Origin of the sequence: Microcoleus sp. Pol11C3, assembly GCF_036701485.1 — a bacterium.
In the GTDB taxonomy this organism is placed as follows: Bacteria; Cyanobacteriota; Cyanobacteriia; order Cyanobacteriales; family Microcoleaceae; genus Microcoleus.
This window is the reverse complement of the sequence record NZ_JAUBQW010000038.1, coordinates 35,303-47,044: the sequence shown is the minus strand read 5'-3', so window position 1 is coordinate 47,044 and position 11,742 is coordinate 35,303. Positions and strand designations below refer to the sequence as shown.

General features: G+C 45.8%; 13 protein-coding genes. 6 read left to right on the top strand and 7 right to left on the bottom strand.

The annotated features are described in order from the left end of the window. Positions 1-181: 181 nt before the first annotated feature. The 4 genes from QUA40_RS11565 to QUA40_RS11550 all read right to left on the bottom strand — a co-directional run bounded on the left by QUA40_RS11565 (position 182) and on the right by QUA40_RS11550 (position 4,348). A complete protein-coding gene (locus QUA40_RS11565) occupies positions 182-856 on the bottom strand; it encodes an acetoacetate decarboxylase family protein (protein WP_333125452.1) in 675 nt (224 codons plus the stop codon). A gap of 170 nt (positions 857-1,026) precedes the next feature. After that, positions 1,027-2,508 (bottom strand): S-layer homology domain-containing protein, encoded by a 1,482-nt coding sequence (locus tag QUA40_RS11560; protein ID WP_333125449.1) that lies wholly within the window; start codon positions 2,506-2,508, stop codon positions 1,027-1,029. A 162-nt stretch (positions 2,509-2,670) separates the two neighbouring features. Beyond that, positions 2,671-3,654, bottom strand: a complete 984-nt coding sequence (locus tag QUA40_RS11555) for a DUF6263 family protein (protein WP_333125447.1) — start codon at positions 3,652-3,654, stop codon at positions 2,671-2,673. Between the two features lie 4 nt (positions 3,655-3,658). After that, entirely contained in the window at positions 3,659-4,348 is a 690-nt protein-coding gene (locus QUA40_RS11550) for a polysaccharide deacetylase family protein (protein ID WP_333125445.1), read from the bottom strand. A gap of 80 nt (positions 4,349-4,428) precedes the next feature. On the opposite strand from QUA40_RS11550, the gene QUA40_RS11545 reads away from it, so the two are divergent. The 6 genes from QUA40_RS11545 (at position 4,429) to QUA40_RS11520 (ending at position 9,139) form a co-directional block, all read left to right on the top strand. Beyond that, positions 4,429-4,614 carry a DUF433 domain-containing protein gene (locus QUA40_RS11545; protein ID WP_333125440.1) on the top strand — a complete coding sequence of 62 codons (186 nt, stop codon included), beginning with the start codon at positions 4,429-4,431 and terminating at the stop codon, positions 4,612-4,614. Positions 4,615-4,946: 332 nt separating this feature from the next. Next, on the top strand, positions 4,947-5,714 hold the full coding sequence (locus QUA40_RS11540; protein ID WP_333125437.1) for a ChaB family protein: 768 nt from the start codon (positions 4,947-4,949) through the stop codon (positions 5,712-5,714). A 314-nt stretch (positions 5,715-6,028) separates the two neighbouring features. Continuing rightward, positions 6,029-6,187 carry a rubredoxin gene (gene rd, locus QUA40_RS11535; RefSeq protein WP_333125434.1) on the top strand — a complete coding sequence of 53 codons (159 nt, stop codon included), beginning with the start codon at positions 6,029-6,031 and terminating at the stop codon, positions 6,185-6,187. Between the two features lie 12 nt (positions 6,188-6,199). After that, positions 6,200-7,459: an NAD(P)/FAD-dependent oxidoreductase gene (locus QUA40_RS11530; RefSeq protein ID WP_333125431.1), complete on the top strand. Its 1,260-nt coding sequence runs from the start codon at positions 6,200-6,202 to the stop codon at positions 7,457-7,459. A gap of 172 nt (positions 7,460-7,631) precedes the next feature. Then, on the top strand, positions 7,632-8,303 hold the full coding sequence (locus tag QUA40_RS11525; RefSeq protein ID WP_333125429.1) for a hypothetical protein: 672 nt from the start codon (positions 7,632-7,634) through the stop codon (positions 8,301-8,303). A 62-nt stretch (positions 8,304-8,365) separates the two neighbouring features. Further along, the gene (locus QUA40_RS11520; RefSeq protein ID WP_333125427.1) at positions 8,366-9,139 is read left to right on the top strand and encodes a class II aldolase/adducin family protein; all 774 of its coding nucleotides are present in this window, start codon (positions 8,366-8,368) and stop codon (positions 9,137-9,139) included. 121 nt (positions 9,140-9,260) lie between these two features. On the opposite strand, the gene QUA40_RS11515 is transcribed toward QUA40_RS11520, so the two are convergent. From QUA40_RS11515 to QUA40_RS11505, 3 genes are all read right to left on the bottom strand, one after another. Beyond that, the gene (locus QUA40_RS11515) at positions 9,261-10,172 is read right to left on the bottom strand and encodes an Rpn family recombination-promoting nuclease/putative transposase (protein ID WP_333125424.1); all 912 of its coding nucleotides are present in this window, start codon (positions 10,170-10,172) and stop codon (positions 9,261-9,263) included. 41 nt (positions 10,173-10,213) lie between these two features. Further along, complete coding sequence (locus tag QUA40_RS11510) at positions 10,214-10,960, bottom strand: HEAT repeat domain-containing protein (RefSeq protein ID WP_333125422.1); 747 nt, start codon at positions 10,958-10,960, stop codon at positions 10,214-10,216. Between the two features lie 242 nt (positions 10,961-11,202). Next, entirely contained in the window at positions 11,203-11,739 is a 537-nt protein-coding gene (locus tag QUA40_RS11505) for a GNAT family N-acetyltransferase (RefSeq protein ID WP_333125420.1), read from the bottom strand. Between the last annotated feature and the right edge of the window lie 3 nt (positions 11,740-11,742).

Sequence of the window (11,742 nt, the reverse complement as noted above, 5' to 3'; positions counted from 1 at the left end):
TCTTGCACTTTATTCTCGATCGCGCGCTCAAAACCCAGGCTACCTCAAGTGCGATCGATATATTCAGCAAGCCCTAAGTAGCTCAAACTAATACGCCACGACAGAAACCCGGCTTCTTCAAGAAACCGGGTTTCTGGCTGTTCTGTTTTTTAGGTTGAGGGCAAATACCCGCACTTTACAGCTAATAACTGAATTCAACGGCTCTGTTTCCCACAAATTCCGGCGCAGCAACTGTTAAACGCATATCTTCGCAGGCAACTGTTAGCCAGGGCTGGCCTAAGTTTAAACTAACAAAAGGACTTTCTTCTGCCACTTCTAATTCGCCTTTAATCAAACCGATACGAGAGTGTAATCCTCCTTTAAACAACAGCAAATTGCTGCGGTCAGCGCTGAAAACATTTCCGCTAAAAGGCAGCGGTAAGGCTAAACTTTGCTGGCTGTAATTGAGACTGCACAGTGGACGGTTTTCTTGGCGAACTGTGACGCGGTAGCCTAGCGGTGCTGCTTTTACCGAATCGCTACCTTCCCAACTAAATTGAGCTAATTCTTTAGGAAGCCCCCAAATTTCCCGCCCACCGGCTACCGAGTTAGGATTGTCTACGTAGATGTGGGAAATCCAAGCGCCCCATTTTCCGGCATAATTGGCGATCGCGCTAACTACAATTAACTCATTGTACTCCATCACCGAACCCAACCCGTAGGAGGATATATAAATGCCAGCTAGGGTTTTTCCGGGCAATAAAGAGACAATTTCTAACTCAGAGGGAACCAAGGGGCGCACTCGTGCCACATCTACCAATTGTAAAGTCTGAACAGCATAACCTTGCAGATTCCAAGGTGCAGGTGGATATACCATTTTAAGTGATTTTAAGCTTGAGCTTTTATACTTATTTTAGCTTAAAGCCTAAAAAAGTTGTTTGGGGGCGGGTTTATTAATATTGTTAGTGGGAATTAGATGTTATTCGTAAAACCCACCCCTACCATCCGCGTTAATCCGCTTTAATCTGCGGTTAAAAACCTCCAAATCTACTTAGTAGCATAACCCGTACTTACCAAAAACTCCCGCAACTTCCCAAAGAATTGAGTGCGATCGCGCCCTTGATAAACCCTCTCCAACAACTGCCAACCTTCCGCCTCCTGGCCCATGACATACTTGTTCGCCATGAAGGCGGCCAAAACCCCTTTCACCTCCACATTGTCACTCAAACGCTTGTTAGATTCCAGCCAAAGCTCAGCAGAATTCGTGTATACTTCCACCGGATACTCCTTGGTAACATCTTGCATTTTTCCAGCGCGGTACTGCCAAATTTGCAGCGGAAAGCGAGAATCAGCGTAATTTGTAAAAGCCTCGGAAAATCGGCCGTCCTGACTCTTAAACTCTGGGATATCATTTTTGCCAAAATCGACTATTTCGTAACTCACATTGCCCCAGAAATGCTTGATATGAGTGTATTTGTTAGCCGCCGAGTCGTAGCGGTAAATAAACGAATAATTGCAGCAGCGGACGCCGCTTTTGATTGACACTAAATCGGCCAGCACTTCCGGTTCCTTGTCGCCATCCAAATCACGGATTCGCAGCGATAAAAAACGTCCTTCTGATATTTCTTGGCTAGCTCTTTTGTCGGGATTATCTACTAGAGAGCGAGTCGGAATCAGCACTGGTTCTTCTAATAAAGTTTTACCGTCGCGGATAATTCTGATGCGGAGATTTTTAGCATTTTCTGCTTCTTTTACGAAAGAAACTTCTGCGCGAAGTTTCCCCGATTCCGAGATTTCTGTTGTTCTCGGCCCGCCGATATCCGGTGGAACTTGGGCGATATATTCCGCAGGAACTAAGGCTGTTTGGCCGGGTTTGGCGATCGCCTGACAGAAAAAAGTTGCGACTTCGGCGCGAGTAACATTCCGAGTAGGTTCTAGCTGTTTAACAGCAGGATAATTGACCACAAGTTGTTTTTCTGTGGCGGCGGCGATCGCACTTCTGGCCAGTTCAGGAATATCCCGCGCATCTTCAAAAGTCGCATCCAAAATCTCAGCCGCCGACCCCGTAGGTGTATATTTCAAGCCGCTGCTTAAAGCTACCAAAGCCTGCCAGCGGGTAATATTCAAAGTGGGGTTAAAGATACTGCCACTGTATCCAGACATAAAACCCGTCTGATAAGCTTCTCGAATTGCTTTAAAACCCCAGTAATTTGTAGGAATATCTGCAAAGTCGATCGGAGCGCGGACGGTTTTGGCATCGGGAAAAGCCATGCGAACCATCGCCGCAAACTCAGCGCGGCTGACTGGGCGATCCGGGCGAAAAGTCCCGTCTTCGTAGTAGCCGCTGATAATTTTTTTCTCTGCTAACTCCTCAATGCAAGCTTGAGCCCAATGGTCGTTAACATCCTTAAATTTGGCTTCAGCAAAGGCCGGCGCTACATTCAGGCCCGGAAACATTAAATTCCCGATGATTATTCCCAGGGCTACCAGTAAAGCGATGGCAGCTTGACGTTTGTGCGATCGAACCATAGAAAAGACTCCTCTACTTGCAAATTGGCGAGCGAAAGTTCCGGAAAATTTACATAATATCAAGTATATTAGCCCGATTTAATACCATTTATTAAAAATTTAGCTGCGACCAGGGACACGGCATTGCCGTGTCCCTACTTTTTCGAGTTGGTATAATAAAGCTTACTTCGACTCGAAAGTCATCTCCATCACCATTTTTGTTGTGATGGTTAATTCTTCAGAACTGCCAGCATTTTTAGCACTCATTTCGCTATTTGAACTAACAGACCCAGTAGACCGAAAAGGCATTAATCTATCCAAGCGCATTGTGGTTGATCCCCGACCCTGAGAAGCAAAAGATTTTAGGGTTAAGGTAGTTCCCGGAGGCAGTTGGGGAGAGGTAATATTTTGAGGGTTTGCTTGCTGCTCTATACTTACATTCAGAGAGGCCACTCCATCTTGCCAGCTAGCCAATTCATAGGTAGAAATGTCATTCACATTCATGCCGAAATTAGAGGAAGAAGAAACGCGCCATTTGGCTCCTTTTCCGACTGCTTCTGCAGGCAGTGGCGAGGTAAGTTGCTCTATAGATTTAGACATTTGTCCAACCATTTGTTTGAGGTTGTTGTCAGCTCCTTGGGGCACAATAAAGTTACCTCCTTTATGAAAACCGCGATTGTCCATGATGAAAGAGCCTTTCATTCCGACCATGCTTTTGAGTGTGGAACGCATGGCATCTCGGGCGGCTGGGGGGGTATTTCCAGTATCGCCGGTGATATCTGCGTTAGTATAAGCAAACTCGTAGTGAATATCGCCGTTGGGATCAATTTTAGTGACTTTTGTCTCGAAAGTCATCACCGATACTGGACTTTTAGCAACAGGCGAAGACCGACCCGATGCGGATATTTCCATATCCATTTTTACGGTCATAACTGTCGTTTCTTTGACATCGATAGCTGGTTTTAAACGCAGTTGCTGTCGGGGTTCCACTCCCGGATTTAGCAGTTTGACTTGAGGGGTTTTTGAGTTGGCAGCAGGCGCTGATAAGCCACGGTCTGGCTGCTGCACTACAAGTGGAGTTTCAGCACTGAGGGAAGCAGGAGAAAGCTCGATCGCCCATCCCGGGGTCGCTAAACAAAGAGATGCTAGAAACAGTGTTTTTTTCATGGATTTAATTGGCGTTTACTTGAATGTTTGCTTGTTGCCACAGGCGATCGACTGTCACGAATTTGTAACCTTTATACAAAAGCAAGGGAATTATTTTTTCAGCCGAAGCTGCAACATCTTCGCCACCGCAATAGCCGTCGTGCAGTACAATAATTGATCCGTTTTCAGTTTGCTGCACAACGCGACTAATAACTTTCCTAACCCCCGGTCGAACCCAATCTTCCGGGACGACACTCCACATTACGGGGCGATATTCCCACTGTTGCAATAACTCTAATGTTCGCGGCGTAAAAATGCCGTTGGGCGGCCGCACGTCTAGGATTAATTTTGGATCTAAATCGCAAGCTTTGGCAATTGCTTTTTGCGTGTCTTCTAAACTTTGTTTCAGTTCGTGGGTTTTGAGTTTGGGAAACGATATATGCTGATAGCCGTGGAGACCGATCCAGTGTCCGCGATCGTACACTTCTTTAGCCGTTTCTGGATGCCTGTCAACGCAAAAACCTAGCCAGAAAAAACTAGCTTTGATGTCGTATTTATCTAAAATTTTTAACAGTTGAGGTGTGTGCTGACGGTGCGGCCCGTCGTCAAATGTGAGGGCAATTTCTCGGCTGTTGATATCTCCCGTCCACAGACATCTGGGAAAAGCAGATTTGAGAATGGGATAAACGACAGGAAACAGGGGTGCTAGTGGCATTGGTTAATGTTGCGAAAGTGCGATCGGGTAGAAATGAAGCTGCGTTACAATAGAGTAAAGTTAACTCAATCTAGGTAAATATGACAACTACCGTTGATATTGCAACGCTAATTGTCAGCACGCCGGAAACTTGCGGCGGCCGCCCCCTCATCGCCAAAGCCCGAATTACCGTAGAAAATATTGCTATTGATTTTAATGCTGGGCTGACTCCAGAACAAATCATTGATGAAAAACCGCACTTGACTTTAGCACAAATTCATGGTTAAGAAGCCTACTATTATGCGAACCAAGACAAAATTGACGGGGATATAGCTGCAGAAAACGCTGAGTGGGAGCGCGGGGAATCTGAATATACGATCAAACTTAAGTCGTTACAATAATAGAATTTGATAGAAATAGTTAGGAGCTTATATTAAAGCTGAATAACTGTTATGAATAGATGAGCTATCGCCACTTAAAAAGTGTTTAACTCTTTTGATAGATTCTCAAACTATCTGCGATAAATTGACCTCTATCTGAAGATCGATGCGATCGCCCTACAGCGTCCTCCTATACTGAAAACCAGCATAACTAATCGAGAAACAATCAAGGAGGAACAATGACCGAGGAATATTTAGCCGAACGAACAGTTTCAGCCGTATTTAAGGAAGAAGAACAATTAGACGGCGTAATTCGGCGGTTGCTCGATCGCGGAGTTTCCCGCGACCACATCTCAGTCATGGGAAAAAACTTTCAATCTAAAACTAAAATTGCCGGCTTTATTACTAAAAAAGATGTGATATTAGGCGGTCTGCGAAGCGGGGCGATTTTTGGTTCCTTATTCGGTTCTTTTTTGGGTTTGCTAACAGGCGTCGGCGTGCTGTTTATTCCCTTTGTCGGTGCAGTAGTCTCGGCGGGCCCGCTGGGTGCTGTACTGTTGGGTGCAGCTAGCGGCGCGATCGCAGGTTCGGCCGGTGCTGGTCTAGTTTCCGCTTTAGTTGCTTTGGGAATGCCCGAAGAAAAAGCAACTATCTATCAAACCCGCGTTGAAGCAGGCGAATTTCTCGTGATGGCAGAAGTTCCTGCAGATAAATCGGGCGAATTTCAACTTTTGCTAGAAAGTGCAGGTGGCGAAGAAGTTTCTGTTAGCGAAATGACGCTTCCGCGCGCTGTCAAAGGTCGCTGCAACAGTCCGGCAGATTTGTCTCCAGAAGTGCGATCTCACCTGTCGGAAGCTGCTCAAAAAACCTTTATGGAATCCTACAACGCCGCATTTGATGAAAGCAACGACTCCATACAAGCAGAACACACCGCTTGGAACGCCATTCACCAGCAGTATGAAGAAGATGAAAACGGCGTTTGGACTCAGCCTTTAGCCAAAGTCTAGTTTCCCGATCGCAGTAAACTAATAAAAGATAGAATGCAGCCTCTAAAACCTAATTTTTAGAGGCTTGTACGATTTGAGATTATAGATTAGAGAATATTGTCTCAGTCCTTTTAATCAAATTTTGGGACGATGCTCAAAGCCCATCCCACAATTTTTTTTATTGTGGGATGGGCTTTGAGCATCGTCCAATTTTTTTTGCAATCTTGTTTATTTTATAATTGTGAATTGTGAAAAATTTAATTCCTCTGATATTGCACAAAGTTGCGTTGTCAAGTACAATCTATAGGCTTACAATATAAAATTGAGTTAAGCAAATGCAAAAATACGTTTGTACAGTTTGCAATTACGTCTACGATCCAGCAGAAGGCGACCCCGACGGAGGCATAGATCCCGGTACTGCCTTTGAAGATATCCCCGACGATTGGGTTTGTCCCACTTGCGGGGTGGCAAAATCGGATTTTGAACCAGAATAAGCGAGAAAAAATTTGTCCGATCGAATCCTCAAAATTACAGTCATTGGCGGCGGTGCCGCTGGTTTTTTTAGTGCAATTACCTGTGCCAAAACCTACCCGCAGGCCCGCGTCACTTTACTAGAAGCTGGGCGGCAACTCCTGGCAAAAGTTCGCATCTCTGGCGGCGGGCGCTGCAACGTGACTCACGCTTGTTTTGAACCCGGTGTTTTAGTGCAGAATTACCCCAGAGGTGGGAAAGCTCTGCGCGGTGCTTTTACTCGATTTCAACCCCGCGATACTGTAGAATGGTTTGCAGGTCACGGTGTGAAGTTGAAAACAGAAGAAGACGGGCGAATGTTTCCGACCACCGACGATTCGGGGACAATTGTTAACTGTTTGATCCGGGCTGCTGAGGATGCAGGCGTAAAAATTCGCACCGGGGATGCAGTAGTTTCAGTAAGGAAATTAACCGGGAATAACGCAGAGGCCGAACACGGAGACACCGCCCCTAGGTTTGAAATTGAGTTGAAGTCGGGGGAGACATTTAAGTGCGATCGCATTCTTCTCGCTACAGGCAGCAATCCGTCGGGTTATAAGTGGGCAAAAGAGTTAGGCAATACTGTAGAACAGCCCGTTCCTTCTCTATTTACTTTTAATATTTCTGACAGCAGAATCAAAGATTTAGCCGGAATTTCTGTTCCTAATGCTAAGGTGAAATTGCCGGGGGCTAAATTAGAGCAAAGCGGGCCTTTGCTAATTACTCACTGGGGTTTAAGCGGGCCTGCTGTACTCAAACTTTCGGCTTGGGGTGCGAGATTTTTGCACGAGCGCCATTATAAAACATCTGTGCTGGTTAATTGGCTTCCCCAGTACAATGCGGAAGTTTTGCGGCAGCAACTGCTAGCGGTTAAGTCGCAGTTGTCGCACCGATTGATTGTTTCTAGCTGTCCGTTTCCGGTGCCGCGCCGCCTCTGGGAACGTTTGACAAGTTCGATCGGCATTGATGAGCAAAAACGCTGGGCCGACTTATCTAACAAAATCCTCGATCGCCTCCTGCTAGAACTCGTTCAAGGCGAATATCAGATTGCCGGAAAAGGCGCATTTAAAGAAGAGTTCGTCACCTGCGGCGGTGTCAACCTCAAAGAAGTCGATTTTAAGACAATGGAAAGCCGCCGCTGTCCCGGACTTTTCTTTGCGGGCGAAATCTTGGATATCGACGGCGTGACGGGCGGTTTCAACTTCCAAAGTGCCTGGACTACAGCGTGGTTGGCCGGGATCGCGATCGGCAAATGATCGCATTTTAGATTTTAGATTGGTCAATCAAGGTTTGGGAGTTGCGAGCGGGCGATCGGCTTGCCTGTATTAAATTTTGTGTTATTTTTGAGTTAAGGCGCACAAAATGTGTGTGCGCTTCAGCTTGTAGACAAAATTCGCAGTTTTGCGGAGTTAACATCGGGTGAGATACATGAAAAACTTGAATCTAAAAACCCTAAAGTTCGATCGCAACCTTGACAGCCATTTTGACTCACCTTTCATCGAAAAAAATGGCTTGCTGGAACTCAACCCCAAATTTATCACTCCCGAATTTTTAACAGCCTGGACGTTTGAAACACACCTGTACGACGAACAAGTTGCGATCGACCACTTTGTCATCACATTTCCCAGCCGCACCGAACTCGAAAACTACGCCGCATCTTTCCGCCCTTTCGGTGCCAAAACAGTTGAAGGCCCCGACTTGTTCCCGCTCAACTTTTGTGCGGAAAACATTAATGTTCCCTCCGACTTGTGGCTGCATTTAATGACCTTATTAATGCCAGCGGGCGGCTTAGTAGTATTAGATGCGCCCCACGCAGCCGGCGACCAAACAAACCGCTTCCAGCAAGAAAGAGGATTAGAGGCCGTTCACCACGTCGCGATTCGAGTTGAAAACGCCCAGAAAGCTGCTAAGATATGGCAAAATAAAAACTTTAAACCGCTATCAGAGCATCCTCTAAACTCCGGCTCATTAACCCAGTGGTTTCTGCAAAACCCCGCCGGACAAATTCTCGAATTAATAGAACGTCGCCACGGCAACAACGCCACGTTTGACTGCAAAAACATCGCAGGTTTGCGCCTTAGTGAAGTCGCCAGTCAGTAGGCCAGGCATCTTGCCTGCCCCACAATTAGCAATTACCCATTCCCCATTACAAAATAAAATATATGGTCGCCTTAAAAATCCCCAAAGTTACAATTCAACCCCCGGAATTCAACTCAATTGAAGAAGAACGCCGCCACCGCAAACAGCGTTTAGCCGCCGCATTCCGATTATTTGCCCGCTTCGGATTCAGCGAAGGAGTTGCCGGACACATCACCGTCCGCGACCCCGAACACCTAGACCATTTCTGGGTTAATTCTTTTGGAATGCACTTTAGTTTAATTCGAGTCAGCGACCTAATTTTAGTCAACCACAAAGGCGAAGTTGTTGAAGGCAATAAACCCGTAAACGAAGCAGCATTTGCCATTCATTCCCAAGTACACAACGCCCGCCCCGACGTAATAGCAGCAGCCCACGCTCATTCTCCCTACGGCAAAAGTTGGTCGAGTTTGGGCCGCCTGCTTGACCCGCTGACACAAGATGCTTGTTCTTTTTATGAAGACCAAGCTTTATTTGACGATTACACGGGAGTTGTTTTGGAAATCGAAGAAGCTAAACGCATAGCCAACACTTTAGGTGAGAAAAAAGCCCTTATCTTACAAAATCACGGACTGTTAACAGTAGGTCAAACAGTAGATGAAGCAGCTTGGTGGTTTATTGCAATGGAACGTTCTTGTCAAGCGCAGTTAATGGCCGAAGCTGCGGGAAAACCCATTCTCATCAAGCCAGAATGTGCGCGTTTAACACAGCAGCAAGTAGGGTCTCACCGCATGGGATGGTTTAGCTTTCAACCGCTTTATGATATGATAGTGCGCCGAGAACCAGACCTATTAGATTAGAAATTTGGCGGTTAAAACTCGGGGGTTGAAACCGCTACTACACAAACACAGCCCGCCTACGAATAAAAAATGAAGGGGTATTAAAGCCGGATTTAGTATCAGGAGTGCAAAAGTTATAAATTCATGCTGAAGCCGATTCCAACCAAGCTATCAAATCTTCTTGACTTGTAAAATCTAACAAGATTTCACCTAAGTCCTGTAATTGTTGGAGAGATAACTGCCGAATGCGAGTTTTAGTTTCTGGTGGGATTTCGCCAGTGCGCCGCGCGATTTGACGCATGATTAATGCTGTTTGTCCCTCAATTAGACCTTCTTGGCGACCTTCTTGCATCCCCTTAATAACAGCACCGCGTTGGTCTTCAAAGAACATTTCCCGCTTTTCTAATGAGGCTAACTCGTCAAGGTTTAAGGTAGACCTGTTAGCGATGTTAAAAGCTGTTTTAATTTCGGGGACTGATGCCAATTTATCCGGTATCTCGTCCAGTTCCGGAGCATTTTTGATAAAATAAATCCAGCTTTGAATCAGATTTTCAACTTGTTCTAATTTTTTGTTAAACTTTGGTAGTTCAACGAAAACTAACTCTATTTCTCTATAATACTCGAAGTTTTCTTCGACTTCTTTAAATACAAAATGTGAGAGAAACTTTTCTGTATTTTCAAACAGGATAAAATCCGTAATTGTGAGAGCGATGAGAGGATTTAATTTTGAGTATCCTTCTCTCCGTTTAAGTTGAGTGGCGTAGGTTTTGGCTGCATTATATATGACGCGCTTAGTAAAAGCTTCTACATTGATTACCTGCATTTCGATAATTACAGTTTTGTTGCCCGTAATTTTTGCTTTGACATCCAGGTAAGTGTCTTTTAATCCAGTCACGCTAGGCGCGGCGTAGGGATCGATGATTTCTAAGTCTTTAATTGTCGGCTCTGCGTTGTAGAGCATAGCATTGAGGAAGCTAATCAAAACTTCTTTGCTCTGGGGCGAAGCAAATATTTTTTTGAAACCAAAATCGGTCTTAGGATTGATGAAATTCATAATTTGTAATTAGTAAATGGTGTTTAATTGTGGTAATTATATCACAAAAGTCCTTCCATTTCTAAATCTTCAATTATCTGCAATCCGCGCGGGTCGCCGACTCGCAAAAGTGAAGATTTAGCATCTTCCCGCACGCCCATATCTTCATCTTCTTCTAAAGCTTCAATTAAACCATCGATCGCCCCAGCGTACACTATATTATTCGGCAATTCCCGCGCCAGTTGCCCGAGCGCCCAAGCGCAGTTGCTCCGCACAGCAGACACAGAATCTCCCCGCAACGCTTCAATCAACGGCGGAATCGCAGCAATCACCACATAGTAACCAACTTTTGCCATTTGACCCAAAGAACTCGCCGCCCACAAACGCACCGCCGAAATATCAGTTTTCAGAGCATCAATTAAAGATGGCAAAGCGCGGTGGTCCCTGCAATTTCCCAAGGCCCAAACTACCCCTTTGCGAACGTAACCGTTCCAATCGCGGTTAAGCTGAAGAATCAGCGGTTCCACAGCATCGGGACTCGGATTTCGCCCCAACGCATAAGCAGCGCTCACCCGCACCAAGGGGCAACCGTCTCTCAACAAATTAATTAAATGCGAAATTGCTCGATCGTCCTGCAGTTCGCAAAAAGCCCGCGCCGCAATCATCCGGTGCTGAGGTTCCGGGGATTCCAACAAAGGCAGCATTTCCTCTGGATCTGGCAGCGGGGGTTCGGATTCGTCAAATTGATCCAAAGGGCTTTCCAGTTCCGTGTCAATATCAAGGGCGTTCGGGTAGTCGTTATTGTTCATAAAAAAACTTTACCGCACTGAGGATGCTCTTCAGCAACTCAGACAACGGTCAACAGCAACTAGGATAATACCAATAAAAGTATTCCGAGGGAGGACTGAAGTCCTCATGTGGTTCATAGTGAGGACTTCAGTTCTCCTTAAAGCTCGTAGTCAAGACTTAATTTTCCATAAAGTCACAAACTTTTTAGCTTCTTTCAGTATTAGGACTCTTAGTCTTTACTACAAACAGTACGTTTTATTTTTCAAAGAGGCTTGAGCATCGAGAGGGAATGAGTGTGATAGCCTAATTTTTGATAGAGATTCACTGCAGGCTGATTGCTCAGAAATACTTGCAAACCAATTTGCCTATCGCCCCTTTGCCGCGCCCAATTTTCAGCATGAATAACTAAAGCTGCACCGACTCCTAAACGGCGATGTTCCGGTGCTACGTATAGCAAAAAAATGTGAGCGTAACGTTCTCCGGTGGTTTGGTCGATCGCATTTCCCAACCACAAACATCCGACAACCGATGTCAGAGTTTGGACTTGAGATTGGGGATTGAGATACTGCGAGGGAAGCGCTGGCAAAATTTCTGCCTCTTCCTGGCTGTTTTTCTGGCACTCTACCCACCAAACCGGCGTCTGGTTAGAAAAATACTGCTCGACAGTTTGAGCCAAATGTCCCAATTCCCCATCCGGGTAAAGCTCTCGGTAAGTCCGGTGCATAAACTTTACCAGTTTTGCCCGATCGAGTCCAGATCCTGAGCGGAGCCCGTAGCCCTGTATTAGTTGAGCAGACATCAG

Excerpts from the sequence above, each read along its gene's own strand:
- QUA40_RS11510 (WP_333125422.1), bottom strand. The coding sequence starts at position 10,960 with ATGAACAATAACGACTACCCGAACGCCCTTGATATTGACACGGAACTG.
- QUA40_RS11520 (WP_333125427.1), top strand. The coding sequence starts at position 8,366 with ATGGTCGCCTTAAAAATCCCCAAAGTTACAATTCAACCCCCGGAATTC.
- QUA40_RS11555 (WP_333125447.1), bottom strand. The coding sequence starts at position 3,654 with ATGAAAAAAACACTGTTTCTAGCATCTCTTTGTTTAGCGACCCCGGGA.
- QUA40_RS11515 (WP_333125424.1), bottom strand. The coding sequence starts at position 10,172 with ATGAATTTCATCAATCCTAAGACCGATTTTGGTTTCAAAAAAATATTT.
- QUA40_RS11545 (WP_333125440.1), top strand. The coding sequence starts at position 4,429 with ATGACAACTACCGTTGATATTGCAACGCTAATTGTCAGCACGCCGGAA.
- QUA40_RS11525 (WP_333125429.1), top strand. The coding sequence starts at position 7,632 with ATGAAAAACTTGAATCTAAAAACCCTAAAGTTCGATCGCAACCTTGAC.
- rd (WP_333125434.1), top strand. The coding sequence starts at position 6,029 with ATGCAAAAATACGTTTGTACAGTTTGCAATTACGTCTACGATCCAGCA.
- QUA40_RS11550 (WP_333125445.1), bottom strand. The coding sequence starts at position 4,348 with ATGCCACTAGCACCCCTGTTTCCTGTCGTTTATCCCATTCTCAAATCT.
- QUA40_RS11540 (WP_333125437.1), top strand. The coding sequence starts at position 4,947 with ATGACCGAGGAATATTTAGCCGAACGAACAGTTTCAGCCGTATTTAAG.
- QUA40_RS11565 (WP_333125452.1), bottom strand. The coding sequence starts at position 856 with ATGGTATATCCACCTGCACCTTGGAATCTGCAAGGTTATGCTGTTCAG.
- QUA40_RS11505 (WP_333125420.1), bottom strand. The coding sequence starts at position 11,739 with ATGTCTGCTCAACTAATACAGGGCTACGGGCTCCGCTCAGGATCTGGA.
- QUA40_RS11560 (WP_333125449.1), bottom strand. The coding sequence starts at position 2,508 with ATGGTTCGATCGCACAAACGTCAAGCTGCCATCGCTTTACTGGTAGCC.